The following is a 15,339-nucleotide window of genomic DNA, read 5'->3' on the forward strand; positions in this document are numbered from 1 at the left end:
GAGGAACTCCTTTTTAAAATTTGTATTTTGTTCTCTTTATTAATAAACTACACACGACATATGCAAGTAGCGATAAGATGACTGGTACTACGACCGTGTGCACACCGAATAGATTGCCGTTTGATTGATTGTAAAAATGCAAAGCAATATATGAAACAATTCCGGTGATCATGGATGCTACCGCTCCGTATTTATTGCCATAAGACCAATAAAGTCCAAGGACGACCGGCCAAATAAAGGCTGCTTCTAACCCACCAAATGCAAAAAGGTTTAAGAAAATAAGTAAGTCAGGAGGATTCAATGCTAATAAAAATACAACAGACCCTAATAGAGTCGTCACCCCAAAGCTTAGATTTTTGACCATTTTCTCGCTTGCATTCGGATTCAGATAGTTAATATAAACATCCTTTACAATAGAAGAACTCACTAGAATAAGAAGGGAGTCAACTGTCGACATAATCGCAGCAAGTGGTGCAGCAAGTACAATCCCTGCAAGCCAAGCAGGAAGGACCTTAAGTGCCACAAGTGGAATCACCGTATCCGGAACTTCTACGCCCGGTAAAATAGTGCGTGAAAAAATACCGATTAAATGCATGTTCAGCATAATAAAACCAGTAACAACCGTTCCGATTACAAGTGCTCTGTGCATAGAGCGAGTGTTTTTATAGGACATTGCACGTACTGCCATTTGCGGAAGTCCAACAACTCCTACTCCGACAAGTATCCAAAAGGAGGACACATACGCTGCTGATAAGTTCCCTTCATTGCCGTATGGCGTTACAAGGTTTGGATTTTCAGCAAGCAGGTCCTGAATAATATTTGGCACGCCGCCCCCAGCAATTATAACGGCAATCAATAATATCAAAGTTCCAATTACCATAACTCCACCTTGGACAGCATCAGTTACCGCAACTGCACGGAAGCCTCCGATTACTACATAAACCAATACAGACACTGCAAAAATAAATAAAGCTGTTGTATATTTCATACCAGTCAACGATTCGATTAAGCGACCACCACCGACCCATTGTGCGGTCATAGCTGAAAATAAAAAGATGATCATACTAATTGCTGCAAGCAACACAACGGCCGTGCTGTTATAACGAACTTTCAGGAAATCAATTAACGTGATGGCATTATATCGTCGAGCTAAAATTGCAAACTTCTTCCCTAAAATAAGTAAGACAAAGTAACCCGTCACTACTTGGGTCATCGCAAGCAAAACCCAACCAAACCCCATCGTATATGCTGTTCCTGGCCCTCCAAGAAAACTTGAAGCACTTCCATACGTTGCAACCATCGTCATTGCCAGAACAAAGCCGCCAAGCTCTCGTCCACCTAAAAAGTACTCCTGCAAAAATCCCCCTGTAGATGATTCCAGCTTTTTACTAGACCAAAATCCGATGATAAAAATAATTGCAAGAAAAATAATAAGAGGGATAATAACTCCAATATTCACAGCCCTTCCTCCTCTTCTTCAAACGAAACATCCTTCAAAACAAATTTCGCCAAAACAATAACCGTCACACATATGAGAATAAAACCAACAATACAGCTATAGAAAAACCAATCCGGAAAACCAAGAATATAAGCATACTCTTCTACCGGTCGAGATCCAAGCCCATATGCAAAACCAAACCACCATATAAAATGAGCAATCGCCAGTCCAACTCCAATTAGTGCTTCCCGATGTGCAATTTTAAAACGAGGATCCATCTTTCCATCCACCCCTATAATTTCAATTCATTACTTCAGTATAGCGAAGTTAAATTAACTTGTTAACAAGTTAATACCAGAAACTTAGACTTTCTAAATATTACAACAGTGTTACTGGTGCCAGGCACCCAAACAAACACGAAAAATAAAACAATCACGAAAGTTGAAACTTTCGCGATTGTTTAAACTAACATGAATGTTTGGGTGCCTGGCACTTGTCACAAAGTACTTGTCACCTTACATTTCTTACTTATAGGTCAAGTATCTGATGTAGTCTTTCCAGCCGACTGCTTTAATACTATTCCATGTTGGAAGGTCCATAGGGAATGGTAGGAATGCGGTTGAGTCATCTCGTTTTAGGTCTGCATTCATGATTACCATGTTATTCTCTAATCCTTCTGATAGAATAGCATATTGTTTTAAGTCAAATGGTACTGTTACTGGAGTGCGCACGATACGACCACTGTTTGTTAATGTGTATATTTCAGCTTTTTGTTCTGCTCTGTTTAGTAGCCATTTTGACTTTACTTGTACAGCGTTTTCCACTTCATCTGTTGTGATGACGGAATTTATGTTTGCGGCAAATGGTAATTCTTCTGGCTGCTCATTTAATTGAATTTTTACTTCGTATAGTGGTTCTTTGATTTTATTGTCTAATTGTTTGTATGCTTTTAGCCATTCTGACTTGTTGGCAGGCACTGCAGACTTAGTAAGTATACTACCTTCCGCTGCACCTTCTCGATGTGTCGAGTAGTTCATTACTTTTTGGCCTTCCATGATCTCATGCCATTCTTCTTCATTGGCAAATGTGAGTACCGACTTTTCATTCGTATATATACGAATGAAATAAATACCGTCTCCCTCTTCAATGCTCGCCACACTTCCATCAATAGGACTTAGTAATGAGAGATCGCCTGTTTCTTGACTAAGCTGCGTTGTGACAATTTGTAGCTTGCGATCGACTTCCGCAAGTTTTTGCTCCGCTTCTGCGATTGCTTGTGCGTAATTACCATCTTGCGGAACATTCACATCTACTTGGACATTGACGTCAATCACGTCATCGGTCGTCGTGCCTGTTGTAGAGCCTTCACCATAGGAAGTGGCGTCCGAGCCTGCACGTTCCGATTCAAGTGAACTTATAATTTGTTGAAGCTGTGACTGCTCCTGCATATATGCTTGCTGCTCTGCTTCCCAAATTGAACGCTGGTTATCGGCAGATTCTGTTTTTAATTGCGCAAGTTCTGCCCCTTGTTGGACAATATCCCCTTCCGCAACTTTGAAATCACTGATTGCCTCTGCATCAATTGTAACAACCGTTTCTTTCGCCGGAACTACTAGCGATTCTTTTTCTATTTCTTGAGCGTACGTATTCGCCTGAGCTCTGTCGTATTCTTCTATATAATAGCTTCTAGCCAATTGGCTTTTTTCTGAGAATAAAAGAATGGCATTCGCAGCAATAAATGTTGAGACAACGATTGCTATACCTATAGTAAATCCCTTATTCATACAGATTGCCCCCCTTCAAACCAAGTTTCAAATGGGATAATATGAAATCCTGCTGAAACGAGAGCAAGTACGATTTGGATAACCATTAAAATGATTAATAGTTTACGAGTGGACATTTCTGTGAATGAACGCAGAAAATGAAACTGAATCGCAATAATCAGTCCAGTGATTAACGTTAAATAATTAAAGAAATGAATGAAAAATTCATTATCTAAAAACGTTGCTGCCAGTGGTCCAAAAGACAAAATTGAAAATTCAGTTGTGTAGCCAACTATAGCATAAATGAAAAAATTTAAGGCTTTTTCGATTAATAGTAAAGCGACAACGAATAGTTGCAAAACAGCCGCTTTAGATAAATCAATACTAGTTATTTTATGTAAGAGAAAGGCAATTCCAAAAAAATGAAATGCCATATATAAGATTGCCCAAATGAGTACACCGATCAAGGAGACAATTCTCGCTACCGAATAAGTGTCCTCATATCCATTCGCGAAAATGGAGGTAAGTGCTTCTGTATTCATTCCCCATATATCTTGAAGTGCGAACAGGAGAACACCTAAAAGTGCGATAAACCATACTCTCTTCTCAAAGCTACGCATCGTTGTAGTCTTTAGCGAATCAATTAATTCATTTCTGTTGAAAAGATATTTCCAAAATCGAAATTCAAAAAACATTCCTTTGTTCCCCCTCTATGGTTGAACAGTTACTTCCACATAAGCACCGTTTTTCATCGCGGTCCCATTTTTCGGTTGAAAATTGGGATGGATGAGTAGTAAGTATGCTGCTCCTTTATCTAATGGTGCATTTGGTTTTACAACGAACTGCTTGGATGAATTTTGTTTAATCGTTATAGGCACGCCGTTGGTTTCACCAAGCTTTACTAACTCAATATTCTTTTGGTCCTTATTGTCTTTTATTTCTTTCGAAAAGGTAACTGTAAATTCTTTTGTGGCTGGTATGTTCGAAAGTGTACGAATTTTTTTATACGTTTTATTTGTTTCTAAAATTGTGTCTAAATGCGCTTGGGAAAGCTCCTTTCCTGCTTCCGTCACAACATTTGGAGTGACACCTGTTTTATTGATAATTGTCCCTTTTGGTCCAGTAAAAGATGCTACTGTCAACTTCAAGAAAGATCCATCTGACAACTCATAAAATGTCTGCATTGTTCCTTTTCCATACGTTTTTTGACCATAAAGTTTTGCAGATTTTTGGTCCAGTAAAGCGGCTGCCGTCATTTCAGAAGCACTTGCGCTATAGCCATTTACAAGAACCTTTGTATTTTTAGGAAATAAGGACGCATGCTTTACAGATTCCACAAGCCCAGAAGGACCTCTCGTTTCAAGATAATACGCGTGAGGACTATTTGGGAATAAACCAATAAGTTCCTCAGCAGTAGGCACATACCCCCCGCCATTATTTGTTAAGTCAAGAATAAATGAAGTAGCACCCTGCTTTTGCAATGCATTCTTTGCATCTTGAACGAGTTTTGCCCCATTTTCGGAGAATGAATTAATTGCGATATAGCCTGTGTTTCCATAAAGCAACTTCTTTGTCACAACAGGTACATGGAATTTTTTGCGTGTTAACGTATACGATTCTTTTTTATTCGTTTCTTTTAAAACGGTTAATTGAACCTTCGTTCCTTCTTTACCTGTAATGAGCGATGAGGCTTGCTGTATAGACATTTTTTCAGTAGAAGTACCGTTCACCTCTAAAATAATGTCTCCCGATACAATACCAGCACCAGCAGCTGCTCCACCATCAAACGTGCTAACAACCTGAATCCCTTTTTCATGCTCTTCAATAACAACACCTATCCCAGTTGTCGTATTGTTGATGGAGTTTGTGTACTTTTCGTATTCTTCCTTTGTAAAATATGTAGAATAAGGATCCAATTGATTCATAATGTCATCAATCGAAGTGGCGCTTTGCAGATTAGTCGGAACTTCTCCCTTATAATCCTCACGCACGATTTGCTTCACTTCATCAAGTGGAGCACCAAAAGCGGAAACTGGAGCAACCAATATACTAAAAATAAATAGAATAATTGCAAAACCAGAAAACCTCTTCATTCCATTTCCCCCTTTTAAAGCTTATAAACCTATCATAACCGAAAATCTTCCATTCTGCCGTAAATTTATTACAGATATATTACGAAAAAATATACAATATAAAAAAACCACTCAATGGAAGCGAACAAAATACAACATATCCCAAATTTCTAGGGTTTATTACGGAGGTGTTGTTGGTGACAGGGATGTTACTGGTGCCTGGCACCAGTAACATCCCTGTAATAATATATGAACCATAAGTCGTAAGTATCTATAGAAATAAAAACAATCGTGAACGGTTAGCTCTTCACGATTGTTTAGTGTGTTATATGATTTTAGGTTTTGCTTAGAAGTGGGCGGTCTATTGTTTTAATAGTTGCAAGATAGATTGGGCTTGTTGCATGTGGAGTCTTAACACATATTGGCCAGCTTGCATTAAGATATTAGCTTTTGTTAACGCCATCATTTCTTTAGCAATATCCGCATCTCGTATACGAGACTCTGCTGCTGTTAAATTTTCTTCCATATTTACCGCGTTATTATATGCATGTTCCAATCGATTCGTATATGCACCCATTCGCGAACGTTCACTAGACACTTTATTAATCGCTTTATCTAGTTCTCCAATCGCTTCATCAGCTTTTTCTCTTGTTGAAATCGAAAGATCATTTACTCCTATGCTTACTGCTCCCATATTTCCAAAAGTTAGCTCGATGTGTTGTCCGGCATTTGCTCCTGCTTGAATTTTTAATGAACTTTGGGAGCCGTCGAGTAACTTTTTCGTATTAAATTCAGTATCTGTAGATATTCTAGTAATTTCTTTTTTTAATTCCTCAAACTCAATGCCTAGTTGTTCTCGATCATTGTCTGTTAGCGTATCATTTGCAGCTTGGACACTAAGCTCTCGCATTCTTTGTAAGATGGAGTGGGTTTCATTTAACGCACCTTCTGCCGTTTGAACAAGTGATATCCCATCTTGAATATTTCTTGCTGCTTGTCCAAGACCACGAATCTGTGCTCTCATTTTCTCGGATATAGCTAGACCTGCAGGATCATCTGCAGCACGATTAATACGGTATCCAGAAGTTATTCGCTCCATGGACTTATTTGCAATTGCCCACTGGGCGTTCATGTTTCTTATTATCGACAACCCAGTAGAATTCCACTTTCCAAGCATCTGATCATCCCCCGAAGCCCCTTTTTGTATATATCGTCTACTTCCAAATATTTTCAAGTTTTCTAGTAAATTTATTACAGGGTTGTTACTGGTGCCAGGCACCGGTAACAATCCTGTAATAAACCTGAAATATTGTTGTATTTTGAGGATTATATTTAACTATTATGGGTAAACTATGGAAAGTTATATTTATATTATTTTTTGCATTTATACTTTAGTGATATTTCCCGGGAAATCTACAAATATGGAGGACAAATGACATGAAAAACGACAAATTCATAGGTTTAAGCTGGGGGGATATTTTGTTTGGATTATTTGGTTCGAGCGCTTTCGTATTAATTCTCTACTTTTTTACTTCCTTTTAACTTTTGAAAACATAAAAACACCTATCGAAAATTACTTTTTTCGTTAGGTGTTTTTTATTTGGCTATTAGCTTCAAAGGTGGCATCCTCCATCAGTGTTCTTGATTTCTTGGATTTCATGGAATAATGCTTCGTTTCTATGGAGTAAAGAGTAATCAATCATTCTATCATAGTTTTCTTGCTCTAGCTGCTGGATGATTTCTTCCGCACCTTCTATTGAAGTCGAGACAGAGTCATTATTCGTTGCCTCAATTATTGACAGTAAGTGGATATGAATATCAGAAACAAGTAAGAGCTGGTAAAGTGGAAGACGAATGAATCGGTTTCCTTTTTGGAAAACGAATACTTCGGATAAATTCTCTACTTGCAGCGTAGTAGCATTAACTATTATTTCTTTTCCTTCTACAGGTATAAAGTGAAATAGTTCATCTTCTTTTCGAATGGAAAAATATTGATAAGCAAACACTAATTTAATTCTTCCAGCCTCGTGCTTTGTATAAAATGGTTTCATCAACTGTACTAGTAACATTTCATCCCCTCCCTCGTGTTTAGAATTTTCTGATTAATATTAGTTTATCATATTTTATGATTTACGTGTAGTGCATAACGCCAAAAAGCGAACACATTATTATGTATTCGCACTTCTTACTTCCATATATTATTTCAATGATAAAACCTTAGCTGACTGCGGTCTATTTCTTCCAGAACCATATAGTAAGTAGCCTACTTTTCTTTCATTGTATCGTACAGCAAATGTTTGAAACACTTTTTGAAGGATGACTGATTCTTGTGGCATGTCTTCGCTTTCTAAGTAAAAGGAAAGTATTTTAGTTTTGAAGTTTAGATGCAAATCATAGATTGTAAAATCATCTGCTACTATCTGTTCAATACGTGTCGTTTCTTGAGTAGGATAACCAATAAAATACTTAATATTACTTGTTTTAACACCGACTATTTTTACTTCTTCCAACCACTGTTGTCGCTCATGATCTAGAAAATCAAGCAATGAAGGTATGTAAAACTGTATTTTATTTACACCACTCACTCCCTTTCTTATTGATTTAATACCTAATTTTTACATCACTGTAATAGGATGTATGCTCTCTTTATACCTTATTAATTAGATGGTTTTATTAATATCGCCAATTTGGCGATTTTCATATTTCACTTTCAATAATTAGATATTCTAGGTTCAATGATAAGGGGGTACTCGGATGCCTTTTCATGAACATATTCGTGAATATCGGGAACAATTAGAAATCACACAAATCGAAGCAGCTGAGCGTTTAGGCATTGATCATTCCGTTTTATCTAAATATGAATTAGGTAAATTGGCGATTCCCCTCGATTTATTGCCAGACATTCGAAGAGTTTATGCTATTCCTAAGGAAAAATTTATAGATATGCTGGAAGACAAGCTTGGTAAAAGTAGAAATCCTGGCTTAGAGGCTAGAGAAAACAAGATTCGTTATGCTGCTGCTCTACAAAATGAATATATGCCATACATTATGAATTCAAAAGAGTTTCGACTTTTTATGACTAAATTAAACGCTTTAGACAAAAAAGATGCGAAGAAACTTTTAACTGAAGCTATAAAAAATAATTAAAGCTTATGTTACTTATTCTGCAAAAATTGTGGAATATTAAACAGCATAAGCTTTTTTTGTTTAGTTATTGAACTGAACTGTGTTTAGAAAATTGTCTCGGTTCTAGTTAGATTGGTCTCTGTTAGCACTTAATTTGTCTCGGTCTAAGCTGAATTAGTCTCGTTTAGTGACAATTTGGTCTCGCTTCCAGTGGAAATGGTCTCGTTCTGACAAATAATGTCTAATTTAAATATTATTTTTCATTACATGAAGTTAACTCTTTATTATTAGAAATGGTCTCGCCCAGCACTTAATTTGTCTCGGTACAAGCTGGATTAGTCTCGGTTTGCGACAATTTGGTCTCGCTTCCAGTGGAAATCGTCTCGTTCTGACATTTACTGGTCATTATGTTCCCCTTCTTTTTTGCCACTCACTCATCTTTTTACCTAGGTTTGGAGCTATGCCTTTTATTAATGACCGTTTATACGTATAATGGAAGGAAAGCCTTTTTTCTTAGGAGAGATTTGTTTGAACCTTACTTCTTCCCAAAAACTAGCAAACCATTATAAAGAAAATATCGAGAAGTCCATGCAGACGTTTGAGAAGAAGTTTCATCCTGCAATTTTAGAGGATGAGGAGCTTATTCGTCGTGCTGCTTTTTTTGTTCGTAACAATGCTGTGCTTGTAACGAATTTTTATCCACAAGATCACCGGGTGGATTTTATCGTGAGAGATGTCAGCAGTTTAGAGGTCTCTTACAATATTTTTGAAGATACTTTTCACTGTCCGTGTCCCATGCACAAGCCATGTCGGCATATTGTAGCGGCAGTTTTTTATTTGTATCAGCAAAATGAGTCCTTATCGACATGGATTTCTAATTGGCGTTCTACTACGGATCAGGCACAATTGAAGTTACTGAGAGACGAGCGAAGTCCAAGAAGCTGGGATATTCTGATTGAGAACTTTTTCCGTAAATTTATTTCCAATTATCCACCGAATAGCTTTTATCTTTTAGAGTTCGCGGTGCATGATTTACAGACGCAAATACGCAAATCTCGACCTTTTGAACGGGAATGGCAGCCGATTTTCGATGTGTATGTTAACTTTGTCGTCCTAATGAAGGTTTGGCCATATTTAGAACCATTCGCAGAATCCAATATGCGAAACCGTGTGCTTCATTTTCTGAACGAATATATAGAGGATTTAGATGACTCACTATCTCAGCTAGCTTCTAAGCCAAGACTATTTGCTGCTGATGCATTTTACGACGAATTAATGAAGCGTGTTCGCCATTTCTATTTTGAGATGGAAACACTGATGAGTTATCGAAAGCATGTCTATTTGTCTTTTTGGGATGCCCTAGTTACAGATAAGGCTACACGTGAAAAAGAAGTAGCTTATTTGCAGGCACTCGATAAAACAGAAGATGATATTCATCTAAATATGGTACTTCCATATTTTTATCTTACATTGTCTCGAATGGACGATTTAATAAAAGCTGCTGAACAAATGGAGTCAGTTCAGCTGTTGGAATGGGTCGAAGTTTGCGAGAAGGCACTTCATTCTTCCAACAAAGAACTTGCTAACCAGCTTGCTCGAAAGTTATTGTCACACATACCTACTTATTTAAATGAATATGCTCAAAATCCATCAAGAGTGATGTTAATTCGCAGATTGGAACTGCTTTTTGATGCAATTCAATTAGACACAAACGAAATGGAGAAGCTATACCAATCTTTTGGCCTATATGGAGTTCAGGCGTATTCAAATTTATTAATCAAAGAAAGACGTTACCTGGACTGGATGGCTCTGCATCATTCTGCTAACTCTTCACTAGAGTATGCCGAAGCTTGTGGACTTCCTATCGTCAAAGAAGAGGCACCAGAAGTATTATTACCGCTCTATCATCATTATGCGATGCGCTTTCTATTAGAAAAAAACCGCTATAGTTATAAACAAGCGGTACGAATTTGGAAGAAAATGAAGCAAATTGCGAAAAAAACAAATGACACGGATTATTGGAATCAATATGTAGATACTATCCGGGAAAAATATCGCCGTCTACGTGCATTACAACAAGAAATAGAGAAAGGAAATTTGCCATTATGATACAACCTTTATCTATTACAAAAGATCTGCCCTTGAAAATAAATGTGACAGAAAACGGGAACTTCCGCTTAATATCTATTGGTACATCAGCTGAACAATGGGTTCCTTCCTTATATATCAATCATCGCCAAAGTTTTTTTGGATTGCAGGCACAAATAGAAGAGAATGCTCTTATTGCTACTCCTGTTGAAATGATGGAGATTTTCTCAGGGAAAGCCCACCCTTTTATAACGTTTACAGGTGATAATCATGATTCTAATGAGTGGCTTCGAACTTTTAAAGATGCGGCAACTACTTGGTCCTCTCCTGATTTATGGAGCCAGCTTACGATTGATGGAGTTAACATTGAAGTAAATGCGCCTCTCGAGGAAAAAGGAAAAATACTTATTGCAAATGCTGTCAAACAAAAGCTTTTTCAAGCAGGACTGACAATGGAAGATGTCCCATCGCTTGTTCCTTTCTTCCAACAAGGTGGATGGCCAATTAAATCTCAGGCAACTCATCCAAGCTTAATGGTGGCTATACGGTTATCTGAACCCGATGAGTTTGATGATACATGGTTGTTGGAAACAGTAGTTCGTGGCAAAAAGAGCAGTGTGTATTGGACACCTTCCTTTCGGAAAAAAACTTTGCCAATTAAGGATGCTTTACCAGATAAATGGAATGCTTTTAGTGAATATATTGCTGAAACACAAGCTAAAATCTTCTCGCTCATATCTTCTATTGACCCATCTAACTTAGACATTTTCTTTTCTTCCCCATTGGCTGATGAGGAAGTACGTGTCTTCCTTAGAGATGACTTAGTGAAATTACAGGCGCTTGGATTCGAGGTTATCCTTCCTGCTTGGTTGAAAGCAGTGAAAGAAACAAAAATGCGTGTAAAAACCATTGCTCAAACAGCAAATACGTATAAAACAGCTGCTGGTCTCGATGAGATCCTAAAATTTAACTGGAGCTTTTCTTTAAATGGGCAGGAAATATCTGCAGAGGATTTTCAAACGCTAGTGAATGAAAATCGTTCTTATATTCAAGCAGGCAATGAATGGTTCCGAATCGATGCAGCATGGATGCATGAAATTAGGGAACTCATGAAGAAATCGGAGGATGAAAACTGGACGGTTAAAGAGCTTTTATTCCGAGAGATTCCCGAAGAAATTGCACTTGCATTAGATGATGATAATGATCAGTCAAATGAAGATCCATTATTCGAATTTGAAATGCAAAAGTCTCTGAAATCATTGATGGATCAGTTATCAGAGAAAAAAGGATTTCCTGAAATTCCGATCTCGCCAAATTTGTTGACAACATTGCGTCCTTACCAACAGCTTGGTCTTGACTGGCTAGTATTTATGCGAAACGATAAATTCGGAGCTTGTTTGGCCGATGATATGGGACTTGGGAAAACCGTACAGTTAATCTCGTACTTATTGCATGTACATGAAAAGGATAAACAGCCAACTCCGTCTCTTATCATTTGCCCTACATCTGTCCTTGGGAACTGGCAAAAAGAGCTTGCAAAGTTTGCACCATCTTTAAAAGTACAGACACATTATGGATCTGGCCGTACGAAAGAAATTGATATGACAGCGGATGTTGTCATCACCACTTTTGGTACTGCAATGCAAGATATCGAGTCATTGGAAGAAATCGTGTGGGCTAGTGTCACACTAGATGAGGCTCAAAATATTAAAAACATGCATACAAAACAATCACGTGCCATTCGTAAACTGAATGGTGCACATCATATTGCGTTAACTGGAACACCTGTTGAAAATAGATTGTCTGAGCTTTGGTCTATTTTTGATTTTATTCATAAAGGGTACTTAGGCTCTTTCCGAAAGTTCCAAGAAAATTACATTGTGCCGATTGAGCGCGATAATTCAGAATCCATTAAGCATAAGTTACGTGTGAAAATCCAACCTTTCTTATTAAGAAGAACGAAGCAAGATCCTGAATTACTTCTTAACTTGCCTGAAAAACTGGAGCAACGGGAATATTGTGCGTTAACTACTGAGCAGGCTGCGCTATATGAATCGCTTATACAAGAAACAGTTAGTAAACTTGATACGCTCAGCGGCTTTGAGAAAAAAGGACTTATATTGAAAATGCTAAGCAAGCTTAAACAGCTATGTAATCATCCTGCCCTTTATTTAAAAGAGCCATTTGATGATGCAGAAGATATGCTCGATCGTTCCGAAAAACTTGCACGTATAGTGACAATGGCGGGAGAAATCGCCGCTAGTGGTGAGCAGTGTTTAATCTTTACTCAATATATTGGAATGGGCCATTTGTTGCAGCATTGCCTGACAGAGCTATATGATATTGATGCTCCGTTCTTAACAGGCAGTATGCCAAAAAATCAACGTGACCATCTTGTTGAAGCGTTCCAAGCAAAAGAGTTTCCAGTCTTTCTGTTATCATTAAAGGCAGGTGGAACTGGATTAAATTTAACCGCAGCAAGCCATGTATTGCACGCCGATCGCTGGTGGAATCCGGCTGTTGAAAATCAAGCAACTGACCGTGCTTACCGTATTGGACAAACGAACTTTGTTCATGTGCATAAATTTATTACAATCGGTACAATTGAAGAAAAAATAGACAAACTTCTTGTTGAAAAACAAGCATTATCGGAAGAATTGATTCATTCTAGCCAATGGATTACCGAAATGTCCGACACCGATCTGAAGGATCTTCTTACTTTATCGATCTAATCTTACAGAAACCAAAACCTGACCGTGCTTCTTCGGTCAGGTTTTTCTCTCATGATTCAACGGTAATGCGTGCGGTCTGATAAGTATTTATACTGGAAGTTGATTTGTATGTGATGTTGGAAATTCGAAGTCTGATTCTATTTTCTTTTCGTACGGTTGATGTGGTTCTTGATCATCTCTTTTCTTCGTTACTAAAAATCGGATGTCCTCCACAACTACTTCAGTTACGAACACTCTCCCTTCTCCTTTTTCATATGACCTCGTATTAAGTCTACCTGTTATCCCGACAAGTGAGCCTTTGCCACAATACTTTACGGTCGTTTCTGCGAGCTTTCCCCAAATCGTGCATAGCACAAAGTCCGCTTCATCGGTTTTATATCCCTTGTTTACTGCAATTACAAAACTTGTTTGTAGCCTTCCTTCGGATAAATATTTGAGCTGTGGAGCTTTTGTCATTCGTCCGATTAATGAAACTGTGTTCACCATTTCACCTCCTTCTATTTGATTAGCAACATCATAAAGCTATTCCAAATAGTTAGCAAAAGTCGAAAATGGCATTTTAGGCTCGTTTTTTCATTCAAAATGCGATTCTTGTAACATTCATTTTTCTGAAACCTTCATAATACAAGCTTTATAAAAATCAAAAATGGAAATTTCGCATTTCTTTATTATTTTGCCAGTAGTTCCACCTATCCGTGCATCCTTCTTATGTTATAATATGGTTTAATTAAATCCTTCATAAGGAGAATGCAGATGAAAACTTTTAAAATGATTTCAATTGATGTTATTCGCGAAGATGAGATAGTTCCTATTTCTCTTGAAGATGGTATTGTGATCAATCAGGAAAATACAAGCCGTTCTTGGATATTGGAGCTATTTATCGATAAAAAATATGAGAATCTTTTTCAAGAATTTCAATCAACCAATGAAATCCTGAATGTGCAAGTTATTATTTCTTATCCTGAAAATGAACCCGCAAATTTTGAAGTTGTTACATATTCAGTGAAAGAAATTGGACAACATATTTCTGTATTGTTAAAAGGTACATTAAAGCACGTACGAAGAAAATATGCAGAATCGCTCCTTGAAGAATTGATACAAGAAGGACTAACTGGAGAAGAATTACTAGCTAAATTTGAAAAAAACATGAAAACAAGACCTAAGCTAAAAACAGACCAAATAAAAAAAAGCTGACTCAATGGAGTCAGCACTTTTTTTACTCATTTCTCTCTTTTATATCTTGTTTAATCGTTTGACCTGCTTCGTTGTTTGCCCCATTCATTTCAGGAACTACATCTTCATTAACACCATTGAAACCATTCGATTGATTTGGAACTGTATCTTGGTAACCATTATTTGTCCCATTTGTTCCACCTGTTCCATTCATTCCGTTTGGTCCTCTTGTCCCGCCATAACCGTTAGTACCATTGTTATTATTCCAGTCGTCCCCACCTCGCTGAACATCTTCCATTGGTGTGTCATTATAGTTAGGAGCGGCACCTTCATCGTTGTTATTACATCCGACTAATAAGAAAGTACTCATTGCTACTGCAGGAATTGCCTTTTTCCACATAAATAAATTCCTCCTTTTTATGTTCATCACATGGTTACAAGATGGGAGGAACTATCCCATGGGCTGTTATGCAAATTAATCTAATCATTGATCCTTGTCGTTTATTATTCCATCCATGTTGTTACCGTTGTTGCCATTATTGCCGTTGAGGCCATTGTTATTGTTGTTATCGTTGTTGTCGTTTTCACCGATTTCGCCATCGTCACCGTGGTCAACGCCATCATCGAGGTCTAAATCGTTATCGTTATTAGTATTTGTTCCACCCATACCATTTCCGTTTGTACCATTATTATTGTTATTATCCATGTCAGGTGTGATCTCGTCTACACCCTCTTGAACATCTTGCATTGGAGTTTCATTATCATCTGGAACACCATTGTTGTCGTTATTACATCCAACCAATAAAAACGCACTCAATGCTACAGCAGGAACGGCTTTTTTCCACATAAAAAAAATTCCTCCTTTCTGGATTATGTTCGTCACACTTTAGTGACTTACAATAGGTTATCCAGGAAAGGAAGGAACTATCCCATGGCAATAATGCCTG

At 37.6% G+C, this 15,339-nt stretch carries 15 protein-coding genes; 4 read left to right on the forward strand and 11 right to left on the reverse strand.

The features are described from left to right. Positions 1-13: 13 nt before the first annotated feature. The 8 genes from panF to PGC35_RS02735 form a co-directional block, all read right to left on the reverse strand. Positions 14-1,459 (reverse strand): sodium/pantothenate symporter, encoded by a 1,446-nt coding sequence (panF, locus tag PGC35_RS02700; RefSeq protein ID WP_375218096.1) that lies wholly within the window; start codon positions 1,457-1,459, stop codon positions 14-16. Beyond that, positions 1,456-1,716 (reverse strand): YhdT family protein, encoded by a 261-nt coding sequence (locus PGC35_RS02705; RefSeq protein ID WP_375218097.1) that lies wholly within the window; start codon positions 1,714-1,716, stop codon positions 1,456-1,458. The genes panF and PGC35_RS02705 overlap by 4 nt, the downstream gene beginning before the upstream one ends. Positions 1,717-1,962: 246 nt before the next feature. Continuing rightward, on the reverse strand, positions 1,963-3,222 hold the full coding sequence (locus tag PGC35_RS02710) for an efflux RND transporter periplasmic adaptor subunit (protein ID WP_375218098.1): 1,260 nt from the start codon (positions 3,220-3,222) through the stop codon (positions 1,963-1,965). Next, a complete protein-coding gene (locus PGC35_RS02715; protein ID WP_375218099.1) occupies positions 3,219-3,896 on the reverse strand; it encodes a hypothetical protein in 678 nt (225 codons plus the stop codon). Before PGC35_RS02715 ends, PGC35_RS02710 begins: the two co-directional genes overlap by 4 nt. Positions 3,897-3,911: 15 nt before the next feature. Continuing rightward, positions 3,912-5,294: a S41 family peptidase gene (locus tag PGC35_RS02720; protein WP_375218100.1), complete on the reverse strand. Its 1,383-nt coding sequence runs from the start codon at positions 5,292-5,294 to the stop codon at positions 3,912-3,914. Positions 5,295-5,634: 340 nt separating this feature from the next. After that, on the reverse strand, positions 5,635-6,450 hold the full coding sequence (locus PGC35_RS02725) for a flagellin N-terminal helical domain-containing protein (RefSeq protein WP_375218101.1): 816 nt from the start codon (positions 6,448-6,450) through the stop codon (positions 5,635-5,637). Positions 6,451-6,886: 436 nt separating this feature from the next. Then, complete coding sequence (locus tag PGC35_RS02730) at positions 6,887-7,342, reverse strand: transcriptional regulator (protein WP_375218102.1); 456 nt, start codon at positions 7,340-7,342, stop codon at positions 6,887-6,889. A 129-nt stretch (positions 7,343-7,471) separates the two neighbouring features. Continuing rightward, positions 7,472-7,858 carry a hypothetical protein gene (locus PGC35_RS02735; RefSeq protein WP_375218103.1) on the reverse strand — a complete coding sequence of 129 codons (387 nt, stop codon included), beginning with the start codon at positions 7,856-7,858 and terminating at the stop codon, positions 7,472-7,474. A gap of 169 nt (positions 7,859-8,027) precedes the next feature. Here PGC35_RS02735 and PGC35_RS02740 point away from each other — a divergent pair, with 169 nt between their 5' ends. From PGC35_RS02740 to PGC35_RS02750, 3 genes are all read left to right on the forward strand, one after another. Then, entirely contained in the window at positions 8,028-8,420 is a 393-nt protein-coding gene (locus tag PGC35_RS02740; protein WP_375218104.1) for a helix-turn-helix domain-containing protein, read from the forward strand. A 507-nt stretch (positions 8,421-8,927) separates the two neighbouring features. After that, positions 8,928-10,508: a hypothetical protein gene (locus tag PGC35_RS02745; RefSeq protein WP_375218105.1), complete on the forward strand. Its 1,581-nt coding sequence runs from the start codon at positions 8,928-8,930 to the stop codon at positions 10,506-10,508. Further along, positions 10,505-13,219 carry a DEAD/DEAH box helicase gene (locus PGC35_RS02750; protein ID WP_375218106.1) on the forward strand — a complete coding sequence of 905 codons (2,715 nt, stop codon included), beginning with the start codon at positions 10,505-10,507 and terminating at the stop codon, positions 13,217-13,219. The genes PGC35_RS02745 and PGC35_RS02750 overlap by 4 nt, the downstream gene beginning before the upstream one ends. Positions 13,220-13,306: 87 nt before the next feature. On the opposite strand, the gene PGC35_RS02755 is transcribed toward PGC35_RS02750, so the two are convergent. Continuing rightward, positions 13,307-13,705 carry a single-stranded DNA-binding protein gene (locus PGC35_RS02755; protein ID WP_375218107.1) on the reverse strand — a complete coding sequence of 133 codons (399 nt, stop codon included), beginning with the start codon at positions 13,703-13,705 and terminating at the stop codon, positions 13,307-13,309. Positions 13,706-13,972: 267 nt separating this feature from the next. Between PGC35_RS02755 and PGC35_RS02760 the strand changes: the two genes are divergently transcribed. Continuing rightward, positions 13,973-14,413, forward strand: a complete 441-nt coding sequence (locus PGC35_RS02760; protein WP_375218108.1) for a YwpF family protein — start codon at positions 13,973-13,975, stop codon at positions 14,411-14,413. A gap of 22 nt (positions 14,414-14,435) precedes the next feature. Here PGC35_RS02760 and PGC35_RS02765 read toward each other — a convergent pair whose 3' ends face one another. Together PGC35_RS02765 and PGC35_RS02770 are read right to left on the reverse strand one after the other, a co-directional pair. Continuing rightward, positions 14,436-14,792: a hypothetical protein gene (locus tag PGC35_RS02765; protein WP_375218109.1), complete on the reverse strand. Its 357-nt coding sequence runs from the start codon at positions 14,790-14,792 to the stop codon at positions 14,436-14,438. 84 nt (positions 14,793-14,876) lie between these two features. Next, positions 14,877-15,239, reverse strand: a complete 363-nt coding sequence (locus PGC35_RS02770) for a hypothetical protein (RefSeq protein WP_375218110.1) — start codon at positions 15,237-15,239, stop codon at positions 14,877-14,879. Positions 15,240-15,339: the final 100 nt, after the last annotated feature.

Origin of the sequence: Psychrobacillus sp. PGGUH221 (genome assembly GCF_042055255.1) — a bacterium.
Taxonomy (GTDB): domain Bacteria; phylum Bacillota; class Bacilli; order Bacillales_A; family Planococcaceae; genus Psychrobacillus.

Bases quoted from the DNA above. Each gene is read 5' to 3' on its own strand.
- PGC35_RS02770 (WP_375218110.1), bottom strand. From the start codon at position 15,239: ATGTGGAAAAAAGCCGTTCCTGCTGTAGCATTGAGTGCGTTTTTATTG.
- PGC35_RS02720 (WP_375218100.1), bottom strand. From the start codon at position 5,294: ATGAAGAGGTTTTCTGGTTTTGCAATTATTCTATTTATTTTTAGTATA.
- PGC35_RS02715 (WP_375218099.1), bottom strand. From the start codon at position 3,896: ATGTTTTTTGAATTTCGATTTTGGAAATATCTTTTCAACAGAAATGAA.
- PGC35_RS02765 (WP_375218109.1), bottom strand. From the start codon at position 14,792: ATGTGGAAAAAGGCAATTCCTGCAGTAGCAATGAGTACTTTCTTATTA.
- PGC35_RS02760 (WP_375218108.1), top strand. From the start codon at position 13,973: ATGAAAACTTTTAAAATGATTTCAATTGATGTTATTCGCGAAGATGAG.
- PGC35_RS02725 (WP_375218101.1), bottom strand. From the start codon at position 6,450: ATGCTTGGAAAGTGGAATTCTACTGGGTTGTCGATAATAAGAAACATG.
- PGC35_RS02710 (WP_375218098.1), bottom strand. From the start codon at position 3,222: ATGAATAAGGGATTTACTATAGGTATAGCAATCGTTGTCTCAACATTT.
- PGC35_RS02750 (WP_375218106.1), top strand. From the start codon at position 10,505: ATGATACAACCTTTATCTATTACAAAAGATCTGCCCTTGAAAATAAAT.
- PGC35_RS02705 (WP_375218097.1), bottom strand. From the start codon at position 1,716: ATGGATCCTCGTTTTAAAATTGCACATCGGGAAGCACTAATTGGAGTT.
- PGC35_RS02740 (WP_375218104.1), top strand. From the start codon at position 8,028: ATGCCTTTTCATGAACATATTCGTGAATATCGGGAACAATTAGAAATC.
- PGC35_RS02730 (WP_375218102.1), bottom strand. From the start codon at position 7,342: ATGTTACTAGTACAGTTGATGAAACCATTTTATACAAAGCACGAGGCT.
- PGC35_RS02755 (WP_375218107.1), bottom strand. From the start codon at position 13,705: ATGGTGAACACAGTTTCATTAATCGGACGAATGACAAAAGCTCCACAG.